At 56.8% G+C, this 23,968-nt stretch carries 19 protein-coding genes and 3 tRNA genes; 6 read left to right on the top strand and 16 right to left on the bottom strand.

Annotated elements, in window-relative coordinates; translation table 11 throughout:
• From ACP7B0_RS12940 to fabI, 3 genes are read left to right on the top strand one after another with little or no spacing between them, the layout of a single operon-like run.
• Positions 1 to 1,020: an ABC transporter permease gene (locus ACP7B0_RS12940; RefSeq protein WP_426141779.1), complete on the top strand. Its 1,020-nt coding sequence runs from the start codon at positions 1 to 3 to the stop codon at positions 1,018 to 1,020.
• A 1-nt stretch (position 1,021) separates the two neighbouring features.
• Positions 1,022 to 2,632, top strand: coding sequence for an ABC transporter ATP-binding protein (locus tag ACP7B0_RS12935; RefSeq protein ID WP_426141778.1), 1,611 nt, complete (start codon positions 1,022 to 1,024; stop codon positions 2,630 to 2,632).
• A gap of 18 nt (positions 2,633 to 2,650) precedes the next feature.
• Positions 2,651 to 3,445, top strand: a complete 795-nt coding sequence (fabI, locus tag ACP7B0_RS12930; RefSeq protein WP_426141777.1) for an enoyl-ACP reductase FabI — start codon at positions 2,651 to 2,653, stop codon at positions 3,443 to 3,445.
• Between the two features lie 357 nt (positions 3,446 to 3,802).
• Here fabI and ACP7B0_RS12925 read toward each other — a convergent pair whose 3' ends face one another.
• The 7 genes from ACP7B0_RS12925 to ACP7B0_RS12895 all read right to left on the bottom strand — a co-directional run bounded on the left by ACP7B0_RS12925 (position 3,803) and on the right by ACP7B0_RS12895 (position 12,739).
• Entirely contained in the window at positions 3,803 to 5,674 is a 1,872-nt protein-coding gene (locus ACP7B0_RS12925) for a SurA N-terminal domain-containing protein (protein WP_426141776.1), read from the bottom strand.
• Positions 5,675 to 5,896: 222 nt separating this feature from the next.
• Complete coding sequence (locus ACP7B0_RS12920; protein WP_002552737.1) at positions 5,897 to 6,169, bottom strand: HU family DNA-binding protein; 273 nt, start codon at positions 6,167 to 6,169, stop codon at positions 5,897 to 5,899.
• 139 nt (positions 6,170 to 6,308) lie between these two features.
• Complete coding sequence (gene lon / locus ACP7B0_RS12915) at positions 6,309 to 8,705, bottom strand: endopeptidase La (protein WP_426141774.1); 2,397 nt, start codon at positions 8,703 to 8,705, stop codon at positions 6,309 to 6,311.
• Between the two features lie 148 nt (positions 8,706 to 8,853).
• Positions 8,854 to 10,137, bottom strand: a complete 1,284-nt coding sequence (clpX, locus tag ACP7B0_RS12910; RefSeq protein ID WP_426141773.1) for an ATP-dependent Clp protease ATP-binding subunit ClpX — start codon at positions 10,135 to 10,137, stop codon at positions 8,854 to 8,856.
• 110 nt (positions 10,138 to 10,247) lie between these two features.
• A complete protein-coding gene (gene clpP, locus ACP7B0_RS12905; RefSeq protein ID WP_426141771.1) occupies positions 10,248 to 10,883 on the bottom strand; it encodes an ATP-dependent Clp endopeptidase proteolytic subunit ClpP in 636 nt (211 codons plus the stop codon).
• 92 nt (positions 10,884 to 10,975) lie between these two features.
• Positions 10,976 to 12,286: a trigger factor gene (gene tig / locus ACP7B0_RS12900; protein ID WP_426141770.1), complete on the bottom strand. Its 1,311-nt coding sequence runs from the start codon at positions 12,284 to 12,286 to the stop codon at positions 10,976 to 10,978.
• A 123-nt stretch (positions 12,287 to 12,409) separates the two neighbouring features.
• On the bottom strand, positions 12,410 to 12,739 hold the full coding sequence (locus ACP7B0_RS12895) for a hypothetical protein (RefSeq protein WP_426141769.1): 330 nt from the start codon (positions 12,737 to 12,739) through the stop codon (positions 12,410 to 12,412).
• Positions 12,740 to 13,110: 371 nt separating this feature from the next.
• Here ACP7B0_RS12895 and ACP7B0_RS12890 point away from each other — a divergent pair, with 371 nt between their 5' ends.
• The gene (locus tag ACP7B0_RS12890; protein ID WP_426141768.1) at positions 13,111 to 13,920 is read left to right on the top strand and encodes a methyltransferase type 11; all 810 of its coding nucleotides are present in this window, start codon (positions 13,111 to 13,113) and stop codon (positions 13,918 to 13,920) included.
• A gap of 261 nt (positions 13,921 to 14,181) precedes the next feature.
• Here the strand turns inward: ACP7B0_RS12890 and ACP7B0_RS12885 are convergent.
• The 3 genes from ACP7B0_RS12885 to ACP7B0_RS12875 all read right to left on the bottom strand — a co-directional run bounded on the left by ACP7B0_RS12885 (position 14,182) and on the right by ACP7B0_RS12875 (position 14,523).
• A tRNA-Leu gene (locus ACP7B0_RS12885) sits at positions 14,182 to 14,266 on the bottom strand.
• 54 nt (positions 14,267 to 14,320) lie between these two features.
• Positions 14,321 to 14,396, bottom strand: a tRNA-His gene (locus ACP7B0_RS12880).
• Positions 14,397 to 14,446: 50 nt separating this feature from the next.
• Positions 14,447 to 14,523 (bottom strand) — tRNA-Arg (locus ACP7B0_RS12875).
• 294 nt (positions 14,524 to 14,817) lie between these two features.
• On the opposite strand from ACP7B0_RS12875, the gene folD reads away from it, so the two are divergent.
• Positions 14,818 to 15,672 carry a bifunctional methylenetetrahydrofolate dehydrogenase/methenyltetrahydrofolate cyclohydrolase FolD gene (gene folD / locus ACP7B0_RS12870; RefSeq protein WP_426141767.1) on the top strand — a complete coding sequence of 285 codons (855 nt, stop codon included), beginning with the start codon at positions 14,818 to 14,820 and terminating at the stop codon, positions 15,670 to 15,672.
• A 71-nt stretch (positions 15,673 to 15,743) separates the two neighbouring features.
• Here the strand turns inward: folD and ACP7B0_RS12865 are convergent, their stop codons facing one another.
• The 6 genes from ACP7B0_RS12865 to ACP7B0_RS12840 all read right to left on the bottom strand — a co-directional run bounded on the left by ACP7B0_RS12865 (position 15,744) and on the right by ACP7B0_RS12840 (position 21,759).
• Positions 15,744 to 17,516, bottom strand: a complete 1,773-nt coding sequence (locus ACP7B0_RS12865; protein WP_426141766.1) for an ABC transporter substrate-binding protein — start codon at positions 17,514 to 17,516, stop codon at positions 15,744 to 15,746.
• Positions 17,517 to 17,599: 83 nt separating this feature from the next.
• Positions 17,600 to 17,872 (bottom strand): DUF2160 domain-containing protein, encoded by a 273-nt coding sequence (locus tag ACP7B0_RS12860; RefSeq protein WP_426141765.1) that lies wholly within the window; start codon positions 17,870 to 17,872, stop codon positions 17,600 to 17,602.
• Between the two features lie 11 nt (positions 17,873 to 17,883).
• Complete coding sequence (locus ACP7B0_RS12855; RefSeq protein ID WP_426141764.1) at positions 17,884 to 18,684, bottom strand: carbohydrate ABC transporter permease; 801 nt, start codon at positions 18,682 to 18,684, stop codon at positions 17,884 to 17,886.
• 9 nt (positions 18,685 to 18,693) lie between these two features.
• A complete protein-coding gene (locus tag ACP7B0_RS12850) occupies positions 18,694 to 19,554 on the bottom strand; it encodes a carbohydrate ABC transporter permease (RefSeq protein WP_426141763.1) in 861 nt (286 codons plus the stop codon).
• The gene (locus ACP7B0_RS12845) at positions 19,547 to 20,665 is read right to left on the bottom strand and encodes an ABC transporter ATP-binding protein (RefSeq protein ID WP_426141762.1); all 1,119 of its coding nucleotides are present in this window, start codon (positions 20,663 to 20,665) and stop codon (positions 19,547 to 19,549) included. The genes ACP7B0_RS12850 and ACP7B0_RS12845 overlap by 8 nt, the downstream gene beginning before the upstream one ends.
• Positions 20,665 to 21,759, bottom strand: a complete 1,095-nt coding sequence (locus tag ACP7B0_RS12840; protein ID WP_426141761.1) for an ABC transporter ATP-binding protein — start codon at positions 21,757 to 21,759, stop codon at positions 20,665 to 20,667. The genes ACP7B0_RS12845 and ACP7B0_RS12840 overlap by 1 nt, the downstream gene beginning before the upstream one ends.
• 327 nt (positions 21,760 to 22,086) lie before the next feature.
• On the opposite strand from ACP7B0_RS12840, the gene ACP7B0_RS12835 reads away from it, so the two are divergent.
• Positions 22,087 to 23,937, top strand: coding sequence for a sigma-54-dependent Fis family transcriptional regulator (locus tag ACP7B0_RS12835; RefSeq protein ID WP_426141760.1), 1,851 nt, complete (start codon positions 22,087 to 22,089; stop codon positions 23,935 to 23,937).
• The last annotated feature ends 31 nt before the right edge of the window (positions 23,938 to 23,968 follow it).

The raw sequence follows: 23,968 nt of genomic DNA, 5'->3' as shown, positions 1-23,968 counted from the left end.
ATGAAGTTGTCTCCTCTCAATCGTCGCCGCTTTGAACGCTTCAAGGCCAACAAGCGTGGCTGGTGGTCGTTGTGGCTGTTTCTGATCCTGTTCGGCCTGAGCCTGGGCGCGGAGCTGATCGCCAACGACAAACCGCTGGCGGTGCGCTACGACGGCAGTTGGTACTTTCCGGTGTTCGAGCGCTACCCGGAAACCACGTTCGGCGGGGAATTCCCTCTGGAAGCCAACTACAAAAGCCCCTACATCAAGGAACTGCTGGCCGCCAAAGACGGCTGGGTGCTGTGGGCGCCCATCCCGTTCAGCTACCAGAGCATCAACTACGACCTGAAAGTCCCGGCCCCCGCGCCGCCGTCAGCGCAAAACCTGTTTGGCACCGATGACCAGGGCCGTGACGTGCTGGCCCGAGTGATTTATGGCTTTCGGGTATCGGTGCTGTTTGCCCTGACCCTGACCATCCTCAGCTCGATCATTGGCGTGATTACCGGCGCATTGCAGGGGTTTTACGGCGGCTGGGTGGACCTGCTGGGGCAACGTTTCCTGGAAATCTGGTCAGGACTGCCCGTGCTGTATCTGCTGATCATTCTGGCGAGCTTCGTCCAACCCAATTTCTGGTGGCTGCTGGGCATCATGCTGCTGTTTTCCTGGATGAGCCTGGTGGACGTGGTGCGCGCTGAATTCCTGCGCGGGCGCAACCTGGAATACGTGCGCGCTGCCCGGGCGCTGGGCATGGAGAACGGCGCAATCATGTTCCGCCACATTCTGCCCAACGCCATGGTTTCAACCATGACGTTCATGCCGTTTATCCTGACCGGCGCCATCGGCACCCTGACGGCGCTGGACTTCCTCGGCTTCGGTTTGCCAGCGGGCTCGCCTTCGCTGGGCGAACTGGTGGCGCAGGGTAAATCCAATCTGCAGGCACCGTGGCTCGGCATCAGTGCCTTTGCCGTACTGGCCTTGATGCTCAGCCTGCTGGTGTTCATCGGTGAATCAGCTCGCGACGCTTTCGACCCAAGGAAATGAGATGAACAATGACAATCTGATCGAGATCCGCGATCTGGCCGTCGAGTTCGTGGCGGGCGAAGGCTGTCAGCGCGTGGTCGAAGGCATCAACTTTGACATCCGCCGGGGGGAAACTCTTGCTCTGGTGGGCGAAAGTGGTTCCGGCAAATCGGTGACCGCCCACTCCATCCTGCGCCTGCTGCCCTACCCGCTCGCGCGTCACCCAAGCGGCACTATTCATTATGCCGGCCAGGATCTCCTGACCCTGAGCGAGAAAAAACTCCAAACCATTCGTGGCAACAAGATCGCCATGATTTTTCAGGAGCCGATGACCTCGCTGAACCCTCTACACTCCATCGAAAAACAGATCAACGAAGTCGTCGGCCTGCACAAGGGCCTGACGGGCAAGGCCGCCACACGACGCACGCTGGAGCTGCTGGAGCTGGTCGGCATACCCGAGCCACAAAAACGCCTCAAAGCCCTGCCACACGAGCTCTCAGGCGGTCAGCGCCAGCGTGTGATGATTGCCATGGCCCTGGCCAACGAGCCGGAACTGTTGATCGCCGATGAACCGACCACCGCACTCGACGTGACGGTTCAACTGAAAATCCTCGAACTGCTCAAGCAATTGCAGGCACGACTGGGCATGGCCCTGCTGCTGATCAGCCACGACTTGAACGTGGTCAGACAAATAGCCAATCGTGTATGTGTCATGCAGCGCGGTTGCATCGTCGAACAAGCGTCCTGTGAGGAGCTGTTCCGTTCACCTCAGCATCCGTACACGAAAATCCTGCTGAGTGCAGAACCCAGCGGAGGCCCGGCGGCCAATCCGGCCGGTGCGACATTGCTGGAAGTGAAGGACTTGCGGGTCTGGTTCCCGATCAAAAAAGGTCTGTTCAAGCGGACCGTGGATTATGTGAAGGCGGTGGACGGCATTGGTTTCAGCCTGCCCCAAGGGCACACACTGGGAATTGTCGGTGAAAGCGGTTCCGGGAAATCCACGCTGGGTCTGGCGATTCTTCGACTGATCGGTAGCCAAGGCACCATACGGTTTCAGGGGGAAACGCTAGACTGCCTGTCTCAGCAGCAGATTCGTCCGCTGCGCCGACAGATGCAAGTGGTCTTCCAGGACCCGTTCGGCAGCCTGAGCCCTCGCATGTCGGTGAGTGAAATCGTCGGCGAAGGCCTGCGTATTCATCGTCTGGGCACAGCCGCCGAACAGGAAGTGGCGATCATCGAGGCGCTCAAGGAGGTAGGGCTGGACCCGGAAACCCGGCACCGCTACCCCCACGAGTTTTCCGGCGGGCAGCGGCAGAGAATCGCCATTGCCCGGGCATTAGTGTTAAAACCGGCGCTGATTTTGCTGGACGAGCCCACTTCGGCGCTCGACCGGACAGTCCAGCGTCAGGTAGTGGAGCTGCTGCGCTCACTGCAGATCAAGTACAACCTGACGTATTTGTTCATCAGCCATGACCTGGCGGTCGTTAAAGCGCTTAGCCACCAACTGATGGTGGTCAAGCAGGGCCAAGTGGTCGAACAGGGTGACGCGCAAGCTATCTTTGCCGCACCGCAACATACTTATACACAGCAGCTGCTGGAAGCCGCCTTTTTGGCGCCGGTAGCTGTCGATTAACCTGAAGAGGAACAACACATGGGTTTTCTCGCCGGTAAGCGCGTCCTGATCGTCGGTGTCGCTAGCAAACTGTCCATCGCATCCGGTATCGCAGCCGCCATGCATCGCGAGGGCGCTGAGCTTGCCTTCACCTATCAGAACGACAAACTCAAAGGGCGTGTCGAAGAATTCGCCGCAGGCTGGGGCTCCAATCCTGAACTGTGCTTCCCTTGCGACGTCGCCAGCGACGAAGAGATCGCCAAGGTCTTCGAAGAACTGAGCAAGAAGTGGGACGGGCTGGACGTGATCGTTCACTCCGTGGGCTTCGCACCGGGCGATCAGCTCGACGGCGACTTCACCCAGGCGACCACCCGCGAAGGGTTCCGCATCGCTCACGACATCAGTGCCTACAGCTTCGTGGCCCTTGCCAAAGCCGGTCGCGAAATGATGAAAGGCCGCAATGGCAGCCTGCTGACCCTGTCTTACCTGGGCGCAGAGCGCACCATGCCGAACTACAACGTAATGGGCATGGCCAAGGCCAGCCTCGAAGCGGGTGTACGTTACCTGGCCGGCAGCCTTGGCCCTGAAGGCACACGCGTCAACGCGGTATCGGCAGGTCCGATCCGCACGTTGGCCGCTTCCGGGATCAAGAACTTCCGCAAGATGCTGGCCGCCAACGAAGCGCAAACGCCATTGCGTCGCAACGTGACCATTGACGAAGTCGGCAACGCCGGCGCGTTCCTGTGCTCGGACCTCGCGTCCGGCATCAGCGGCGAAATCATGTACGTCGACGGCGGGTTCAACACCACCGCGATGGGTAGTCTCGAAGAGTAATCTTCTCAGCATTACCGAAGCCCGCGACTCGCAAGAGTGGCGGGTTTTTTTGTGAGGGTTAATAAGCCAGATCTGCCGATGCAAGGCTCGCCCGTGAACGCTTGACGGACACGCGGCAAATCCTGTGGGACCGGCTTCAGCCGGGAACAAGCCCGAGCATTCACCGCCTTTGTTCCTTCTGGAGCGCAGCCTTCCCGGCTAAAGCCGGTCCCACGGGATGGACTGCACCCAAAGACTGGAAGGTGTCCGGGTTTTGGGTGCAGTTCATGTGAATCCGACGCCTTGTGGTCAGGTTTCTACTGCACAAAAAAAGACCGCTCAATGAGCGGCCTTCTTTTTTGTCGTCAGATCAGAGCATCAGAACCGCTCGATCTTCGCCTCGCTTTCCAGCTGCGCACGGTAAGCAGCAAAATCCTGCTGACCGGCACGGGACGCCAGGTAGCGGCGGTATTGCGCTTTCTCTTCATCAGACGGTGCGGCAGCCTGATTGACGCCATTGAGGCGTACGATCACGTAGCTGCCATCGGCCAGCGTCAGGCTGGTGAAGGCCGGCCTGTCCTTGCCTTCAGGCTTGGGCATGCGGAACAGCGCTTGCAGCACGGCAGGCTCAACACCTTCCTGGCTGCGGGTAACCGCTTCCATCACCTTCCAGCTCTGACCATCCTGCTTGGCTGCCAGTGGGACCTTGCCATCGCGCAGGCCAGCCAGAAGAGCATCGCCCTTGGCTTTGACTGCGGCGCTGGCGTGCTCCTTGACCAACTGAGCGCGGATAACGCTGGAAACACTCTCAAGCGGCAATTGCTCAGGCTGGCGGTGCTCCTTGGCGCGTACAACCACCACGGTTTCCGGATCCAGTTCCAGCGCACTGCTGTTGGAACCCTCTTCCAGCACCTCAGGACTGAAAGCAGCCTGAATCACGGCGCGGTTGGCGGTCAGACCTTCCCCACCTTCACGACCAAATGGCGCGGTAGTCTGGATTTTCAGGCCCAGATCCTGAGCTGGCTGAGCCAGATCGGACGATTCGTATGCCGAATCCTCAAGCTGCTTGGTCGCGTCAACGAAGCGTTGCTCAACCTGCTGGGACTTGAGCTCATGAATGAGCTTGTCTTTCAGGCTGGCAAACGTAGGCACTGACGGCGCCTCCACTCCCAACAACTTGATCAAGTGCCAGCCGTAGGTACTTTGCACCGGCGCAGAGACCTGGTCCTTGTTCAACGCATACAGCGCTTCTTCAAAGGCCGGATCGTAGACACCCTTGCCAGCGTACCCCAGATCCCCGCCCTTGGAGGCTGAACCCGGATCCTGGGAGAACTCCTTGGCCAATGCCGCAAAATCCTCGCCTTTGGCCAGACGCTGCTGAATTTCTTCAATCTTTGCCTTGGCCTGGGCTTCGTTCTGCTTGTCGTTCACTTCGATCAGGATGTGCGCAGCACGACGCTGTTCGGCCAGATTGGAAATTTCCTGCTGATAAGCCGCCTGAAGGTCTTCGTCCTTGACCTGCACCTTGTCGAAGAAGGAGGACTTCTTCAGCTCGATGTAATCAAGCACAACCTGTTCAGGGCTCATGAACTCTTTGGCGTGCTCGTCGTAGTGCGCCTTGATCTCGTCGTCGGTCACTTTGGCCGTTGAGGTATCGGCAACCAGCGTCAGCGTTGCGAAATCCCGGGTCTGTTTTTCAAGACGGGCAAAGGCATCGACCTGGTTATCTGTCACAAAAGCACTGCCAGCGACGCCGGCACGAACCTGACCGATCAACATTTCCTGAGCGAGCATCTGGCGGAACTGCAACCGGGTGAAGCCCAGTTGACGAATCACCTGATCAAAACGATCCGCACTGAACTTGCCGTCCACCTGAAACTCAGGCGTCTGCAGGATTTGTTGGTCCAGCGAAGCTTCCGAGAAGGAAAACTTCGCCTTTTCGGCACCTTGCAACAGCAGCTTGCGGTCAACCAGACCCTTCAAGGCGGCATCGTGCAGCATTTTCTCGTCAAGCAGAGAAGGATCGAAATCCTTGCCCAATTGCTGCATGAGCTGACGGCGCTGCATGTCGATCGCCTGGCTCAGCTCACTCTTGGTGATTTCCTCGCCATTGACCTTTGCGGCGTCCTGCTTGGTGCTGGTGGCTGTAAAAAGGGCGTCGAATCCCGTCAAAGCCATCAAAGCAATGATGACCCCGATGATTGTCTTGGCAATCCAGCCCTGTGAATTGTCCCTGATGTTTTGCAGCATGCGTCCCCCAAAACGGTTGTACTGACTAACCAACCGCGGAGCGTGGGTAGAAAGCGGATAGAAGAAAGGCGCATCCGAGGATGCGCCTTCTCGTTACTGGCGAAGCGGACGGGGTTGGTAAGTGCGACCCCGGTATGCCAGGTCGGATTCAGACCGACCGCACTACCGCTCCGCAGCCGAAACAGAATGGATCTGCTTCGGTTGGGCAAAGGCTTTGAGAACTTAGTTAACAGCTTCTTTCAGTGCTTTGCCGGCTTTGAAACCTGGTTTTTTGGCTGCAGCGATTTCCAGTGTCTTGCCGGTCTGAGGGTTACGACCGATACGTGCTGGACGATCAGTCACGGAAAATGTTCCGAAACCCACCAGTACAACGGAGTCGCCAGCCTTCAGAGCGCCAGTGACGGATTCGATCACTGCGTCCAGCGCACGGCCGGCAGCAGCTTTCGGGATATCAGCAGATGCAGCGATAGCATCAATCAGTTCCGACTTGTTCACTCTAAGTCCCCTTATATCTATATTGAGTATGTTTCTAAGTTTTTGGTGAAGCCTAACGAACGCTGAACGGCCTGCAGACGCTTAAAAGAGCCGCTTTATAACAAGGGCTCCAAAAAGCTGTCAAGGAAGGCCACCCAGACTAATGCGTGCTAATCCTTTCCTTAGAGTCAGACTCTCGCTTTTCATCCTTAGCAACCATCTCCGGAGCCACATCTGGCAAGGGCACCGGCGCGTATTGCAGCGCAATTTGCAGGACTTCGTCAATCCATTTAACGGGTTTGATCTGCAGGTCACGCTTGATGTTGTCAGGAATCTCTTTCAAGTCCCGTACGTTTTCTTCCGGGATGATGACTGTTTTGATGCCACCACGGTGAGCAGCCAGGAGCTTTTCCTTGAGCCCGCCGATCGCCAGAACCTGACCACGAAGGGTGATTTCGCCGGTCATCGCCACGTCGGCTCGCACAGGGATCTGTGTCAGTGCCGAAACAAGCGCCGTGCACATGCCCACGCCTGCGCTGGGGCCGTCTTTCGGGGTTGCGCCCTCCGGCATATGGATATGCGTGTCACGCTTCTCGTGGAAGTCCAGAGGAATCCCGAGGCTCTTGGCGCGACTGCGCACCACGGTCAAGGCTGCCGTGATGGATTCAACCATCACATCGCCCAGCGAACCGGTCTTGATCAACTGACCTTTACCCGGAACAACAGCGGCCTCGATGGTCAGCAATTCACCGCCTACCTGGGTCCACGCCAGCCCCGTCACCTGACCGATCTGATCCTGCTGTTCAGCCAGGCCGTAGCGGAATTTGCGCACACCGAGGAAATGCTCGAGCATTTCTGCCGTCACACGCACCGCAAAACGTTTTTCCAGAGCGTGTTCTTTGACCGCCTTGCGGCAGACCTTGGCAATCTGACGCTCAAGGCTACGCACGCCCGCTTCACGGGTGTAGTAACGGATGATGTCGCGAATGGCCTCTTCGTCGAACTCCACTTCGCCTTTTTTCAAGCCATTGGCTTGAATCTGCTTGGGCGAAAGGTACTTGACGGCGATGTTGATTTTTTCGTCTTCGGTATAGCCGGGCAGACGGATGACTTCCATCCGGTCCAGCAGTGCCGCAGGGATGTTCATCGAGTTGGCGGTGCACAAGAACATGACGTCGGAGAGGTCATAATCGACTTCCAGGTAATGGTCATTGAAATTGTGGTTCTGCTCCGGATCGAGAACTTCAAGCAATGCCGAAGCCGGATCACCGCGCATGTCGCTGCCCATTTTGTCGATTTCATCGAGCAGGAACAGCGGGTTGCGAACGCCCACCTTTGTCATCTTTTGAATCAATCTACCCGGCATCGAACCGATATAGGTTCGACGATGGCCGCGAATTTCGGCTTCATCCCGCACGCCGCCCAACGCCATGCGCACAAACTTACGGTTGGTCGCGTGTGCAATGGACTCAGCCAGGGAGGTTTTACCCACGCCAGGCGGGCCGACCAGACACAGAACCGGGCCGCGAATCTTCTTGACGCGCTTTTGCACGGCGAGGTATTCGAGAATCCGCTCTTTGACTTCATCCAGACCATAATGGTCTGCATCAAGAATGTCTTCAGCACGTGCCAGATCCAGACGAACCTTGCTCTGGGCCTTCCACGGCACCTGAACCAGCCAGTCGATGTAGGAGCGGACCACGGTAGCTTCCGCCGACATCGGTGACATCTGTTTGAGTTTGTTCAGCTCCGAAGTGGCCTTGGTCAATGCGTCTTTTGGCAGGCCAGCGGCATCGATGCGCTTTTTCAGCTCTTCGATTTCGTTGTGACCTTCTTCGCTGTCGCCGAGCTCTTTCTGAATGGCCTTCATCTGCTCGTTCAGGTAGTACTCGCGCTGACTGCGCTCCATCTGCTTCTTGACGCGACCACGGATGCGCTTCTCGACCTGCAGCAGATCAATTTCGGCATCCAGCAGCGCCAGCACGTGCTCGACACGGGCCGGCAAGTCGATGATCTCGAGGATTTCCTGCTTCTGCTCGATCTTCAACGCCATGTGCGCGGCCATGGTGTCCACGAGACGACCAGGCTCATCAATGCTATTCAGCGAGGAAAGCACTTCAGCCGGGACTTTCTTGCCCAGCTGCACATATTGCTCGAACTGCGCCAACAGGCTGCGTACGAATACTTCTGACTCGCGGTCCGGCGCGTCCACTTCTTCGATCAGCGCGACCTCTGCGCGGCAGTGACCGTCCACTTCCATGAAACGCTCGACCGAGCCGCGCTGCTCACCCTCGACCAGCACCTTGACGGTGCCATCAGGCAATTTGAGCAGTTGCAATACGGTTGCAATGGTTCCGACGCTATAAAGAGCCTCTTCACCGGGATCATCATCAGCGGGATTTCTTTGCGCGAGCAACAGGATCTGCTTGTCGCCGGTCATCGCGGCCTCAAGGGCTTCGATAGATTTCTCGCGCCCCACGAACAGCGGGATAACCATGTGCGGATAAACCACAACATCACGCAATGGCAAAAGAGGCAATTCAATGGTCGTTTTCATGATTTCGCCTCTACAGCGGCCAGTCGGCCGTGACAGGTTGAATGAGCTTGAATCCAAGATGGGGGTAGATCCTGAAAAAAACAAGCTCTGAAGCGGGAAATGCGAAAGGGGCCCGAAGGCCCCTTCTTTATTCATGCAGCAGTGTTACTCACGCGTCCGGAGCAACCTTGGCAGGCGGCTCGCTATTTTCGTAAATCAATAGCGGCTTGGACGTGCCGTCGATGACGCTCTCGTCGATCACCACCTTGCTCACCTCGGACTGCGAGGGGATTTCGTACATGGTGTCGAGCAGGACGCCTTCGAGAATGGAGCGCAGACCGCGGGCACCTGTCTTGCGCTCAAGCGCCCGACGTGCGACCGATTTCAACGCATCGGTACGGAACTCGAGGTCCACACCTTCCATTTCGAACAACTTGGCATACTGCTTGGTCAGGGCGTTTTTCGGCTCGGTAAGAATCTGCATCAGCGCAGCCTCATCCAGCTCGTCCAACGTTGCCAGAACCGGGAGACGACCCACAAACTCGGGGATCAGACCAAACTTGACCAGATCATCAGGTTCGACTTCACGCAGGGATTCGCCAACCTTCTTGCCCTCCTCCTTGCTGCGCACTTCGGCGTTGAAGCCGATGCCGCCGCGAGTCGAGCGATTCTGGATAACCTTCTCCAGCCCCGAGAACGCACCACCGCAGATAAACAGAATGTTGCGGGTGTCTACCTGCAGGAATTCCTGCTGCGGGTGCTTACGACCACCCTGCGGAGGAACGGAAGCCACAGTGCCTTCTATCAGTTTCAGCAAGGCCTGCTGCACACCCTCACCCGAAACGTCACGAGTGATGGACGGGTTGTCGGATTTGCGGGAAATCTTGTCGATTTCGTCGATGTAGACAATGCCCATCTGGGCTTTTTCCACGTCGTAATCGCATTTCTGCAACAACTTTTGAATAATGTTTTCCACGTCCTCACCGACATAACCCGCTTCAGTCAGGGTAGTCGCGTCGGCAATGGTGAACGGTACATTGAGCAAACGCGCCAATGTTTCAGCAAGCAGTGTCTTGCCGGAGCCCGTAGGGCCGATCAGCAGGATGTTGCTTTTGCCCAGTTCAACATCATCGTTTTTCTTGTCACGCTGGTTCAGACGCTTGTAGTGGTTATAAACCGCTACTGCGAGAACCTTCTTGGCACGCTCCTGACCGATTACATACTGGTCAAGGATGCCGCTGATTTCTTTTGGCGATGGCAATTTATGCGCACTGCTTTCGGCCTGGGCTTCCTGCACCTCCTCTCGGATGATGTCATTGCACAGGTCGACGCACTCGTCGCATATAAAGACCGAGGGGCCGGCAATCAATTTGCGTACTTCATGCTGGCTTTTGCCACAGAAGGAGCAATAGAGCAATTTGCCGTTGTCCTCGCCGTTGCGGGTGTCAGTCATTCGTTCGATCCAAATCCGATAGGCTTGCAACACAAGATGAAGGCTATTGCGGGCTTTTTCAAGCCCGCAGGTGTCAGACAGCCGACCAGCCCTGTATTGAGCTGCTTATTTTAAGCGGGGCGCTGAGTGATCACTTCATCGATCAGCCCGTACTCACGCGCAGCTTCTGCACTCATGAAGTTATCGCGGTTGGTATCACGCTCGATCTCTTCCAGAGTGTGCCCGCTGTGCTTGGCCATCAGCGTGTTGAGACGCTCACGAATGAAGAGGATTTCCTTGGCATGGATTTCGATATCCGAAGCCTGCCCCTGGAAACCGCCCAGTGGCTGGTGAATCATCACGCGCGAGTTCGGCAAGCAGTAACGCTTGCCAGGAGCACCGGCAGTCAGGAGAAACGCGCCCATGCTGCACGCCTGACCGATACAGGTGGTCGACACGTTGGGCTTGATGAACTGCATGGTGTCGTAGATCGACATGCCTGCAGTCACCGAGCCGCCCGGTGAATTGATGTAAAGATGGATGTCCTTGTCCGGGTTTTCGGCTTCAAGGAACAGCAGTTGCGCACAAATCAGGTTGGCCATGTAGTCTTCTACCGGGCCTACCAGAAAAATCACACGCTCCTTGAGCAAACGCGAATAGATGTCATAGGCGCGTTCGCCACGGGCGGACTGCTCGATAACCATCGGGACCAGGCCGCCAGCGGCCTGGATGTCAGAGTTCTGCTGAATATAAGAATTGCGGGACATGTCCTGCATTCACTCCCAAATAGTCATTTCTTGAATACGCACAAGCCAGCGCGAACGCTGGCTTGTAGGTGTTTTCGAACGAGAGAAAAAAATCAGTCGGCTTTTGGAGCTTCTACCGGCTTGACTGCTTCTTCGTAGGAGACCGATTTGTCGGTCACGCTAGCTTTCTGCAAAACAGTATCCACAACTTGCTCTTCAAGCACAACCGAACGCACTTCGTTCATTTGCTGCTCGTTCTTGTAGTACCAGGCCACGACCTGCTCTGGCTCCTGGTAGGCGGATGCCATTTCCTGGATCAGCTCACGGACACGGGTGTCATCAGGCTTGAGTTCGAACTGCTTGACGACTTCAGCCACGATCAGACCCAGCTCAACGCGACGCTTGGCTTGCTCTTCGAACAGCTCTGCCGGCAGTTGATCAGGCTTGATGTTGCCGCCGAACTGCTGAACAGCCTGCACGCGCAGACGATTCACTTCGTTATCGAGCAGCGCCTTGGGGACTTCGATAGGGTTGGCGGCCAGCAAGCCGTCCATCACCTGATTCTTGACCTTGGACTTGATCGCCTGACGCAGCTCGCGCTCCATGTTCTTGCGAACTTCGGTGCGGAAGCCGTCGATGCCGGTTTCCTTGATGCCGAACTGCTTGAAGAACTCTTCGTTCAGCTCAGGCAGCTTAGGCTCGGAAACGGTGTTGACGGTCACGGTGAACTCGGCAGCTTTACCCGCCAGTTCCAGGTTTTGGTAATCTTCCGGGAAAGTCAGGCTCAGGACACGCTCTTCGCCGGCTTTAGCGCCAACCAGACCGTCTTCGAAGCCAGGGATCATGCGGCCGGAACCCAGCACCAGCTGAGTGCCCGTCGCAGAACCGCCAGCGAATTCTTCGCCGTCAACCTTGCCGACGAAATCGATGTTCAACTGGTCTTCGTTCTGGGCAGCACGGTCGGCCACTTCAAAACGAACATTCTGCTTGCGCAGGATTTCCAGCATGTTATCGAGATCGGCATCAGCCACGTCTGCAGACAGACGCTCAACAGCGATGGACTCGAAACCTGCAACAGTGAACTCAGGGAACACTTCAAACGTCGCGACGTATTCCAGATCCTTGCCCTTTTCGAAGGACTTGGGCTCAACAGAAGGAGCGCCAGCCGGGTTCAGCTTCTGCTCAACCACTGCTTCATAAAAGGTAGCCTGGATCAAATCGCCCAGCGCTTCCTGGCGAGCGCCATCTTCATAACGCTGGCGGATCACGCTCATAGGCACTTTGCCTGGGCGGAAGCCCGGGATCTTGGCTTTACGTGCGGTCTGCTGCAGACGCTTGTTGACTTCAGTCTCGATGCGTTCGGCAGGCACGCCAATGGTCATGCGGCGCTCAAGAGCGGAAGTATTTTCAACAGAAACTTGCATGGATATTCCTCGTTGCACAGACGTTAGCCGGCCGTTTCCGACCCCAGAATCAAGGGCATGCATTCTAGTGGGTCAAACTCAAGAAGTCACCCTACTGAAAAAGGGCAAATAAATAGGAAGGCATCAGCAAGCTGGCAGGCGCCCACCGAGCAGCCCCTTCACCGGCCAAAACGCGTCTGGCACAGCTATATAGAAGGCATCGCGTACACATGCCCGCCGCCGACCCCACTCCAAAAACTCGTCTTGTGCGACCGACGGCAGCAGAGCCTGGCGGTCGGGCAAGACGATAAAACGATAATTCTGAAACAAAAAAAGCCGCATTAAAGACTGTATGAAAACGTAGCGATCGAAGGCAAGACAACACAAAACGGGTAAAAAAGAGGAATCCAGATGCCCTAAATGATTATTTTCGCCTGCTCTTAACGCAGCATTACCGAGCACAAGAGTTTTCACACAGCCTGCCAGGCGGCTTTATTAAAGCGTTGGCGCTGAACCAGCAACAACGCTTGTATCGTGGTGCGGACGAGGGGAACCCGATTTAAGCCCCGAACGCCCGCCCAACAAGGCCCCGGATTTGGAGCCAGAAATCAGTGTCCTTTTTGCTGTACTGATTTGTTAACGCTGGGCCAGCGTCCAGCCTGACTCGACCCGGCGGGCATCGTACACAACGAAGGCATGCCGCGCCACCCACTGCAGGACTCCACAGTCAAATGCCGCACAGCCCTCCACCGGAGCTCTGTCTCTCAGGATCGGGAATACTCTGCTATTAATTATTGAGGATCAGGATTCATTCAGACTAACCGGACATTGCAAAAGGACAAGGCATGAAGTCGCAGCTCTGCACTCAGGAAAAACTCGCCTCCACGCTATATCAGGACTGGGCCACTTTCTTTGGAACGCCCAACCACATGCATCGCAAAATATGGGAATGGGTATTTGTTGCAGAAGCGCTGCGCAGCAACGGGTTTCTAAGGCCGGGACGCGAGGGGCTTGGTTTTGCGGTAGGGTCGGAACCCCTCGCGTCAGCCTTCGCAAGCCAGGGTGCCCAGATTCTGGCAACGGACCTGAACACAAGCTCAGCGGTTGAAAAAGGATGGCTCATCAATAATGAGCACGCGGAAAACAAGGCATCACTAAACGAGCGAATGCTTTGTGACGAGGCTGAGTTCGACAGGCTTGTAAGCTTTGAGTTCGTTGACATGAACAACATCCCTCCAGAGTTCGACGGCCGATTTGACTTCAATTGGTCGTCTTGTGCCTTCGAGTACCTGGGAAGCATCCAGCACGGTATAGACTTCGTCAGAAACTCAATGAAGGTGTTGAAGCCTGGCGGCATTTCGGTCCATACAACAGAATTCAATGTCTGCTCAGACGACGAAACGATAGAAGAAGGTCCTACTGTCATTTTTCGCAAGAAGGACATTCAACGAATGATTGATCAGCTTACTGACGACGGTTACAAAGTCGCAGAAATGGACTGGAATATGGGAACGAGCCCTCTCGACTATCACGTCGATCTTCCGCCCTATAAGCAGGAGGTCCATCTGAAGCTTCAGCTTCAAGGGTATACCACCACCTCTATTGGGGTGATCATCCACAAACCTCACCAACCGATTACTGTCCCGAGGCGCTGATGCCTCGTTAGCGCAGTGGTGATCCGCAGGATCAAAGGACGGGAAATCTGCGCCTTTGGGATCAACTCATCCTGCGAGACCGGGAAAAGGCTGACCTGACTGCGCAGCTCACCCTGGATGCAGGCCATAACGAAAAATGCTCCGCATCTTTCGATGCGGAGCATTTTTTAACTTTCGGACAGACTGTCAGGTTTCACACAACCCGAGAAGGCGGCCTTTCTAAACTTCGCGGTTCTCATCGGAACTCCACGAAAGTACAACTGGTGCGGACGGAGAGACTCGAACTCTCACACCTTTCGGCGCTGGAACCTAAATCCAGTGTGTCTACCAATTCCACCACATCCGCATTCAATCTTTAAAGCAAAGGCGCCAGATTATAAGTCTGGCGCCTTTCTGAATATGGGGTGGACGAAGGGGATCGAACCCTCGACAACGGGAGTCACAATCCCGTGCTCTACCAACTGAGCTACGCCCACCATATTGCGTTGTAACCGTGACATCTTACTTGTGCCAAAGCTGCCTTTAATGGCGCACCCGGCAGGACTCGAACCTGCGACCATCCGCTTAGAAGGCGGATGCTCTATCCAGCTGAGCTACGGGCACTTATATAATCTGTATTCTAACGATCACAAATTAAAAGGTTTTCAATCACACCGAGCCAATCTGCAACTCTGCCTGACCAAATCAACCAGTGCTAGCTTAACCAGTGCTGGGCTGTGCCCGACAAGTGCGACGAATCTTATAGACGGTCCCCAGGGTCGTCAACTCTTTTTTCGAAAAAATTCAGTTAGATAAAGGAGTTAGCTGAATTCAAGGACCAAGCGCCTTTGCCCATGCGTCGTGACATGCGAGAATGCGCGCTCTTTTCCAATCCCTCTCGATGGTTAATCACGCGTAATGACTGCAAAACTTATCGACGGCAAAGCGATCGCCGCCAGCCTGCGCCAGCAGATCGCCAAACGTGTCGCCGAACGTCGCGATCAAGGCCTGCGTACACCCGGCCTCGCGGTGATTCTGGTGGGCAGCGACCCCGCCTCTCAGGTTTATGTCTCGCATAAGCGTAAAGATTGCGAGGAAGTCGGCTTTATTTCGCAAGCCTACGATCTCCCGGCGCAAACCACTCAGCTCGCGTTGACCGAGCTGATCGACCGCCTGAATGATGACCCGTCAATCGACGGCGTCCTGCTGCAACTGCCGCTGCCTGAGCATCTGGATGCCTCGTTGCTGCTGGAGCGTATTCGCCCTGACAAGGACGTGGACGGCTTCCATCCTTATAACGTAGGCCGCCTCGCCCAGCGTATTCCGTTGCTGCGCCCCTGTACGCCCAAAGGCATCATGACGCTGCTGGAAAGCACAGGCGTCGATCTCTACGGGATGGACGCAGTCGTCGTGGGCGCTTCCAATATTGTCGGCCGCCCGATGGCCATGGAGTTGCTGCTGGCCGGCTGCACGGTCACGGTCACTCACCGCTTCACTCAGGATCTGGCCGGCCACGTGGGTCGTGCCGACCTTGTTGTCGTCGCGGCAGGCAAACCCGGGCTGGTCAAGGGCGAATGGATCAAGCCAGGGGCGATCGTGATCGACGTCGGCATCAATCGTCAGGCCGACGGCAAGCTGGTGGGCGATGTGGTCTACGAGACCGCCCTGCCCCGCGCCGGCTGGATCACGCCGGTTCCGGGCGGCGTGGGTCCCATGACCCGCGCCTGCCTGCTGGAAAACACGCTTTACGCCGCTGAAACCCTGCACGGCTGATTCAGCAGGGAATCCGCCGCCAATAAAAAAAGCACCCGTCGGGTGCTTTTTTTATTTCCGCAAGGTGACCCCTACTTCTTGGCGCTTTCCCAGCTTTTCAGGAGCTCCGAGTAGGCGATGGTTTCACCCTTGGGCTTCTCGTTCGCCAGTTTGCGCTGGGGAGCAGCCCAGCCATCCGGCGTTGCCTCGCCTTTTTTGTACCAGGCTTCTGCCGTGGTTTCCGGGTTCATTTTTGGCGCACAGCCGCTGGCATCCTGAACTTTGGAACGCTCGATGCGGGTCATGATTGCATCCTGATCCTTGGCCAGACCGTCCAGTGCCACTTGCGCCGTCTTCTCGCCGGTCACCGCTTCAGCCACGTGACTCCACCACAACTGCGCCAACTTCGGATAGTCCGGCACGTTAGTGCCCGTTGGCGACCATTGCACACGGGCCGGGCTGCGATAGAACTCCACCAGACCACCGAGTTTCGGCGCGAGTTCGGTCATTTCCTTGGAGTTGATGTCCGATTCGCGAATCGGCGTCAGGCCGACAATGGTTTTCTTCAACGAAACGCTTTTGGAGGTCACGAACTGCGCGTACAGCCAGGCGGCGAGACGGCGCTTCTCGTCAGAGGCCTTGAGGAAGGTCCAGGAACCGACGTCCTGATACCCCAGTTTCATGCCTTCTTTCCAATACGGCCCTTTGGGTGATGGCGCCATCCGCCATTTGGGTGTGCCATCGGCGTTCATGACCGGCAGACCTGGCTTGGTCATGTCGGCAGTAAAAGCCGTGTACCAGAAAATCTGCTGCGCAACGTTGCCTTGGGCCGGTACCGGGCCGGACTCGGAAAACGTCATGCCTGCCGCTTCAGGCGGCGCGTAAGCCTTGAGCCAGTCGATGTACTTCTGGGTCGCGAATACTGCCGCCGGGCCATTGGTGTCGCCGCCGCGAGTGATACTGGAACCGACCGGATGGCAGTCTTCGACCCGAATGCCCCACTCGTCCACCGGCAGGCCGTTGGGCAAGCCTTTGTCGCCACTGCCCGCCATGGAAAACCAGGCATCCGTGAAGCGCCAGCCCAGGGACGGGTCTTTCTTGCCGTAATCCATGTGGCCGTAGACGCGCTTGCCGTCGATTTCCTTGACGTCTTCGCTGAAGAACTTGGCGATGTCTTCATACGCCGACCAGTTGACCGGCACACCCAGCTCGTAGCCGTACTTGTCCTTGAATTGCTTCTTGAGGTCCGCACGCTCGAACCAGTCTGCCCGGAACCAATAGAGGTTGGCGAACTGCTGATCGGGCAATTGGTACAGCTTGCCGTCCGGCGCGGTGGTGAACGAGGTGCCGATAAAGTCCTTGATATCCAGGGTGGGCGATGTGGCCTTCATGCCTTCAGGGCTGGCCATCATTTCTGTAATCGAAAGCGCTTTGCCGTAGCGGAAATGAGTGCCGATCAAGTCCGAATCGTTTACCCATCCGTCGTAAATACTTCGGTCGGACTGCATAGCCGTTTGCAGCTTCTCGATCACGTCGCCTTCTTGCAGCAAGTCATGAGTGACCTTGATGCCGGTAATTTCGGTGAACGCCTTGGCCAGGGTTTTGGATTCATATTCGTGGGTGGTCAAGGTTTCGGAAACCACCTTGATGTCCATCCCCCGGAACGGCTGCGCCGCCTTGATGAACCACTTCAACTCCTCCAGTTGCTGCTCGGGGCTGAGGGTGGACGGCCTGAATTCGCTGCTGGCCCATTTTTTTGCAGCATCCTCATACTGATCCGCCCACGCCGACATGCTCAAGCCGCTGATCGTGAGCATCGTGGCGATTGTCACGCTATGTCGCAGCTTGTTTTTGTTATTGAACATAGACACCTCCAGTGTTGATTCTTATATGGTCCACTCAAAAGCCCGCCAACCGGAGCGCTTGAACACCACGCGCCAGCCAACGCCTAACCCCATCGCATCACTACCAACAGCCAAACCAGGGAAATGCCCGAAGCCACCCAGATACTCCAGTCGGTCGCGCCAATGACCAACAGGTGAAGGTAGGCGCTGCCGAGAAGCCCGATGAACAACCGGTCACCCCGGGTGGTGGCGATGGGCAGGAAACCGCGACGTTCAATGCTTGCGCAGCGCAGCTCCCACACCGTCATACCTGCCAATATCAGGGCAATGCTGGCGAAGAAGACCGCAGTCGGTAAGGTCCAGGACATCCACTCCATTTTTCGACTCCTCAGACGCGGCCCAGGGCGAAGCCCTTGACCACATGGTTACGAACGAACCAGATCACCAGCATGCCTGGCAGAATGGTCAGCACCCCGGCCGCCGCCAGCACGCCCCAGTCGATACCCGACGCCGAGACGGTTCGGGTCATGACCGCGGCAATGGGCTTGGCATTGACCGACGTCAGGGTGCGCGCCAGCAACAACTCGACCCACGAGAACATAAAGCAGAAGAACGCCGTCACACCGATGCCCGAGCCAATCAGCGGGACGAATATCTTCACGAAGAACTTGGGAAAGCTATAGCCGTCGATATAAGCCGTTTCATCGATTTCCTTGGGTACGCCCGACATGAAGCCTTCGAGAATCCACACCGCCAGGGGCACATTGAACAGGCAATGCGCCAGCGCCACGGCAATATGCGTATCGAACAGCCCGATGGACGAATACAACTGAAAGAAGGGCAACAGGAACACCGCCGGTGGTGCCATGCGATTGGTCAGCAGCCAGAAAAACAGGTGCTTGTCGCCGAGAAAACGAAAGCGTGAGAAAGCATAGGCCGCTGGCAACGCGACGCTCAGCGATATCACGGTATTCAGACAAACGTAGTACAGCGAGTTGATATAGCCGCTGTACCAACTTTCATCGGTGAAGATCACTTTGTAATTGGCAAAGGTGAAGTCCTGCGGCCACAACGTCAGGCCGCCGAGGATTTCAGTGTTGGTCTTGAACGACATGTTGATCAGCCAGTAGATCGGCACCAGCAGGAACAGCAGGTAGATCCACAACGGCACGACTTTGCGCAGGTTCATGGCCGCTCCTCAGTTCTTTTCGCCGTGGGTCATGGCGGTGTAGAACACCCACGACACCAGCAGGATGATCAGGAAGTACACCAGCGAGAACGCGGCTGCCGGTCCCAGGTCGAATTGGCCCAGGGCCATGGTGGTCAGCGTCTGGCTGAGGAACGTGGTCGAGTTGCCTGGTCCGCCGCCCGTCAGCACGAAGGGTTCGGTGTAGATCATGAAACTGTCCATGAAACGCAGCATCACGGCGATCAGCAGCACGCTCTTCATTTTCGGCAACTGAATGTGTCGGAAGACTGCCCAACTGGAGGCCCGGTCAATGCGTGCGGCCTGGTAATAAACGTCAGGTATGGCGCGCAGACCGGAGTAGCAGAGCAGCGCCACCAACGATGTCCAGTGCCAGACGTCAATGATCAGCACCGTCACCCAGGCATCCGAGGCGTTGGCCGCATAGTTGTAGTTGATACCGATCTGGTTCAGCACGTACCCCATCAGCCCGATGTCGGCGCGGCCGAAAATCTGCCAGATGGTGCCGACTACGTTAAACGGGATCAGCAGCGGGATGGTCATGACGATCAGGCACAACGAAGACCAGCGACCTTTGGTCGGCATGGTCAGCGCAATGGCGATTCCCAAGGGAATTTCGATCAACAGCACGCAGCCCGAATAGATGAACTGACGCAGCAGCGAATCGTGCAGACGCGGGTCCTGGAGCACCTGTTTGAACCACTCCGTACCCACAAAGTACCGGCTGGACTGGTCGAAGATGTCCTGCACCGAATAATTGACCACGGTCATCATCGGAATGACGGCACTGAACGCCACCAGCAAAAACACCGGCAGCACCAGCCACCAGGCCTTGTTTTGCACCTTACGCATGGGGCACCTCGCTTTCGGCGCTGGCCTGAAGCAAATAGTCGTCGGCGTACAGCATCAGCCACTGGCTCGGAAAGCTGATCCAGGCCTGCCCCTGGGGCACGGGTTTGTCTTCCTGTAGCCGCACCTTCAGAGGCTGGCCAGCCAGGTTCAAGGTCAGGATCTTGTAGGTTCCGAGATCTTCGACGTAGGTCACATCGGCGCACATGGCGTCGTCATACGGCCCTTCCCACACATGGATGAACTCTGGCCGGATACCGATTTTCAGGCTGCTGAACCGGGTGCTGGCAAGTTTTTGCTGCAGCGCCTGCGACAGCGGCACATGAACGTCACCGAAGCCGACGCCACCGGCTTGCGCAGTGACTTCAATCAGGTTCATGCCGGGGCTGCCGATGAAGTAGCCGACAAAGGTGTGAGTGGGCCTCTCGAACAGCTCGCGAGGTGTACCGAACTGCACGATCTGCCCGCCGTACATGACCGCGATCTTGTCAGCGAACGTCGACGCTTCGAGCTGATCGTGGGTGACGTAGACCATGGTGATGTTGAACTGCTCGTGAATCTGTTTGAGCTTGCGCCGCAGTTTCCACTTCAGGTGGGGGTCGATGACGGTCAAGGGCTCATCGAAAAGAATGGCTGACACATCGTCCCGAACCAAGCCCCGGCCCATGGAGACTTTCTGTTTTTCGTCCGCAGTAAGGTTTTTCGCCTTGTTTTTCAGCACGGGCTGCAGGTCCAGCACGTCGGCGATTTCCTGCACTTTGGCATGAATGCGCTTTTCGTCCATCCCCTGATTACGCAGGGGGAACGCCAGATTGTCGTACACCGTCATGGTGTCGTAGACCACCGGAAACTGGAAAACCTGAGCGATGTTGCGCTTCTCCGGGGTCAGGTCGTTGACCACCTTTGAATCAAACATCACCTGGCCTTCAGAGGGGCTCAGCAAACCGGAAATGATATTGAGCAGGGTTGATTTGCCGCAGCCCGACGGGCCCAGCAAGGCATACGCGCCACCCTGCTCCCAGATATGGCTCATCTCGCGGATCGCGTAGTCGTCAGGTCCCGACGGCGTGCTGCTGTAGCTGTGAGCAAGATTTTGCAAACGGATTTCAGCCATCAGGCAACCCTCGCCATGCGCAAGCCCGGCGCCTGAATCAGGCGGCCCTGCTCATCGAAGACAAATAATTTGTGGGTCGGGATATACACCCGGATCGCGGCATCGACATCGTAGGAATGCACGCCAGGCAAATGCAGCACCAGCGAGAAATGCTCGTTGCGCACATGCAGAAAGGTTTCCGAGCCGCTGATTTCCGCCAGTTCCACACTGACTGCCAGCTCAAGATCATCATCGTTGGAGGGCACCAGGCTCAAATGGCTCGGACGTACCCCGAAACGGTACTGACCATCCCCCACATTGCGCAGGTCTACATTGAGCGGGAAATGCACGAAATTGGCGAAACTGACTTCATTGCCATCAATGCGGCCCGGCATCAGGTTGATGGGGGGCTCGGAAAACAGCTCGGCCGCCATGACGGTCCTGGGCTGGTGATACACCTCGGGGGTCTTGCCACTCTGCACAATCCGGCCTTCGTGCAGGATCGTCGTGGTGCCACCCAGCGCCAGCGCTTCGTTGGGCTCGGTGGTGGCGTAGATGGCGATGGTGTGCCGCGCTTCGAACAGCTCGCGCATCTCCTGCCGCAGTTCTTCGCGCAGTTTGTAATCGAGGTTGACCAACGGCTCATCAAACAGAATCAGCTCGGCATCCTTGACCAGCGCCCGAGCCATGGCGGTGCGTTGCTGTTGGCCACCGGAGAGTTCCAGCGGGTAGCGCTGCAGGAAGCGCTCGATGCGCAGCATTTTTGCGGTTTCCTGCACCTTGCTGTGGATGACGTCTTTGGAGACACCGGCCTGACGCAGCGGCGAGGCGATGTTGTCGAACACCGTCATGCTCGGGTAGTTGATGAACTGCTGATAGACCATCGACACGTTGCGATGACGAACCGCCGTGTGCGTGACGTCCTTGCCGTTCATCAGGATCCGGCCTTTATCAGGTTTGTCCAGACCCGCCATCAAGCGCATCAGGCTGGTTTTGCCTGACAAGGTGCGGCCTAGCAGAACGTTGAAGGAGCCGGGTTCGAAGCTCAAGGATGCGTCGTCGATCCATGTTTGGCCGTCGACAACGCGGCTGACGTGCTCCAGCGTGAGTGACATGGCGTGCCCTTTATTGTGAGTTCTTATAAGGGGTGTTGCATTCGGTCGAAATCTTTTCCGAATGTTTTTGCTGATTGCGACAAGCGTGCCAAGTCCGCGCCTTCGAAGATGATTAAAGCAAAGGTGCGGACCAGAGCCTTCGCTTCAAATACGGTCAGGAACGCGGTTTCAATGCTGAACAAAAATGAACAGCAAACACTGAACACTTGAACAAACTGAACATTGACTTTGAACAATATTGACCAACACTGGAGGAACGTTTCGAGCCAGGCCGCTCGCGCAGGTCATAAAACAAAAACAATAAACGTACTCGCAGGATTCCCTCTCATGGTCATACCCAGCGCCCCCCTCGCTCACGACATCATCGTTCAGGACTCCTGGGCGCGTTGTCGGGAGTTCGGCTTGAACCATCAGTCCAGCCCTTCATTCGGCCAATTGCCGGGGGCGCAGGTCATTGAACTGCTGGATCGTCACCACTCGTTGGTGAGAACCACTCATCAGGAGGTGCTGCCGGTCTACGAGAACATTCTCGCCAACTCCAACTGCCTGATTCTGCTGGCCGACCATCAGGGCCAGTTGCTTAAGTCCTGGGGCGCCCAACGCTTCATCGACCCCTCCCGCACCCAAGGCTTCATGGCCGGGGCCAGTTGGGTCGAACGCGGCGCCGGCACCAACGCGATTGGCACTGCATTGGCGTGCGAACAGGCGGTGCACATTGAACACGACGAGCATTTCCTTAAAGCCAACCGTTTCATGACCGGCTCTGCCGCACCGATTTTCGACGCAAACCGGCGGATCATCGGCGTGCTGGATGTCTCCAGTGACAGCTTCCTGCCCCCGTCCCATACCTTGGGCATGGTGAAAATGATGAGCCAGTCCGTGGAAAACCGCTTGATCCTTGATCAGTTCCAGGACACGCATTTCCAGCTGACTTTCAATACCGGGCTCAATAATCTGGACAGCCAATGGGCCGGCCTGCTGATTTTCGATGAAACCGGTCAGATCATCAGCGCCAATCGTCGCGCCGAGAATCTGCTGGGCGTGAGCCTGCTGCGGGCCAATATCGAAAACCTGTTCAAAAGTGTGGTCGCGCGTTTGCTGGATGAGCCGGAAGGCCAGCCATTTGCCTTGCAGGCTTCAGGGCATAACCGGTTTCACGGCGTGCTCAGGCGCCCCAAGCGCAAACCGATCCACCTTCACGCGGTCCCTACGCCCACCCAAGCCGTGCCAAACGATGTGCTGCCATTGGCGGCGGTCGGCCTGGGCGATCCGACGGTGGACAAAGCCGTGCGCCAGGCCGAACGGCTTCTGGAGAAAAACATTCCGCTGCTGATTCATGGCGAAACGGGCGTCGGCAAGGAAGTGTTTGTCAAAGCGCTGCACCACGCCAGCTCAAGGGCCAGCCGAGCGCTGATCGCCGTGAACTGCGCGGCGATACCCGCAGACCTGGTGGAATCCGAACTGTTTGGTTACGAAAAAGGCGCGTTCACCGGCGCCCACCAAAAAGGCAGCGTTGGCCTGATTCGCAAAGCCGATAAAGGCACCTTGTTTCTCGACGAAATCGGCGACATGCCTCTGGCTGTTCAGGCCCGATTGCTGAGGGTGTTGCAGGAACGTTGCGTGCAGCCGCTGGGCAGCAGCGAGCAATACCCAGTGGATATAAGGCTGATATCGGCCACTAACCGCAACTTGCGCGAGCAGGTGCAGGCAGGCCTGTTTCGCCAGGATCTGTACTACCGGATCAGCGGACTTAACCTGCAATTGCCGCCCCTGCGCCAACGCACGGACAAAGCCGAATTAATCCAGAGCCTTTGGGAGCAGCACCGGGAGGCGCACCAGCATCGGGGTTTCGAGCCGAAGGTTTTAGCGCTGTTCGAAGCACATCCCTGGCCCGGCAATCTGCGTCAGCTCAGCAACGTCATACAGGTGGCTTTGGCCCTGGCCGATGATCAGCCGATCGGGCTTGAGCATCTGCCGGATGATTTTTTTGCCGATCTGGAGACCGAACTGGAAGCACAGCCAACAGCGGCGGCGTGCGATCGCGGGCTGAGACTGGCCGAGACAGACGATTTAAATGAATTGTTGCAAGCGACTGGCGGCAACATTTCACAGCTCGCCAAGCGGCTCGGCGTGAGCCGCAATACGCTGTACAAGCGGTTGCGGGAAAGGGGAATGTGAAGCGGTAGACGGTGTGATCCGGCGGTGGCAA

It is taken from the genome of Pseudomonas sp. DWP3-1-2 (assembly GCF_049896285.1).
Taxonomy (GTDB): domain Bacteria; phylum Pseudomonadota; class Gammaproteobacteria; order Pseudomonadales; family Pseudomonadaceae; genus Aquipseudomonas.
Note: the sequence above shows the minus strand (reverse complement) of the source record. Positions and strands in the feature narration are given on the sequence as shown.

Excerpts from the sequence above, each read along its gene's own strand:
- ACP7B0_RS12835 (WP_426141760.1), top strand. The coding sequence starts at position 22,087 with ATGGTCATACCCAGCGCCCCCCTCGCTCACGACATCATCGTTCAGGAC.
- tig (WP_426141770.1), bottom strand. The coding sequence starts at position 12,286 with ATGCAAGTTTCTGTTGAAAATACTTCCGCTCTTGAGCGCCGCATGACC.
- ACP7B0_RS12860 (WP_426141765.1), bottom strand. The coding sequence starts at position 17,872 with ATGGAGTGGATGTCCTGGACCTTACCGACTGCGGTCTTCTTCGCCAGC.
- fabI (WP_426141777.1), top strand. The coding sequence starts at position 2,651 with ATGGGTTTTCTCGCCGGTAAGCGCGTCCTGATCGTCGGTGTCGCTAGC.
- folD (WP_426141767.1), top strand. The coding sequence starts at position 14,818 with ATGACTGCAAAACTTATCGACGGCAAAGCGATCGCCGCCAGCCTGCGC.
- ACP7B0_RS12840 (WP_426141761.1), bottom strand. The coding sequence starts at position 21,759 with ATGTCACTCACGCTGGAGCACGTCAGCCGCGTTGTCGACGGCCAAACA.
- ACP7B0_RS12890 (WP_426141768.1), top strand. The coding sequence starts at position 13,111 with ATGAAGTCGCAGCTCTGCACTCAGGAAAAACTCGCCTCCACGCTATAT.
- clpX (WP_426141773.1), bottom strand. The coding sequence starts at position 10,137 with ATGACTGACACCCGCAACGGCGAGGACAACGGCAAATTGCTCTATTGC.
- lon (WP_426141774.1), bottom strand. The coding sequence starts at position 8,705 with ATGAAAACGACCATTGAATTGCCTCTTTTGCCATTGCGTGATGTTGTG.
- ACP7B0_RS12865 (WP_426141766.1), bottom strand. The coding sequence starts at position 17,516 with ATGTTCAATAACAAAAACAAGCTGCGACATAGCGTGACAATCGCCACG.
- ACP7B0_RS12855 (WP_426141764.1), bottom strand. The coding sequence starts at position 18,684 with ATGAACCTGCGCAAAGTCGTGCCGTTGTGGATCTACCTGCTGTTCCTG.
- ACP7B0_RS12850 (WP_426141763.1), bottom strand. The coding sequence starts at position 19,554 with ATGCGTAAGGTGCAAAACAAGGCCTGGTGGCTGGTGCTGCCGGTGTTT.
- ACP7B0_RS12845 (WP_426141762.1), bottom strand. The coding sequence starts at position 20,665 with ATGGCTGAAATCCGTTTGCAAAATCTTGCTCACAGCTACAGCAGCACG.
- ACP7B0_RS12935 (WP_426141778.1), top strand. The coding sequence starts at position 1,022 with ATGAACAATGACAATCTGATCGAGATCCGCGATCTGGCCGTCGAGTTC.
- clpP (WP_426141771.1), bottom strand. The coding sequence starts at position 10,883 with ATGTCCCGCAATTCTTATATTCAGCAGAACTCTGACATCCAGGCCGCT.
- ACP7B0_RS12940 (WP_426141779.1), top strand. The coding sequence starts at position 1 with ATGAAGTTGTCTCCTCTCAATCGTCGCCGCTTTGAACGCTTCAAGGCC.
- ACP7B0_RS12925 (WP_426141776.1), bottom strand. The coding sequence starts at position 5,674 with ATGCTGCAAAACATCAGGGACAATTCACAGGGCTGGATTGCCAAGACA.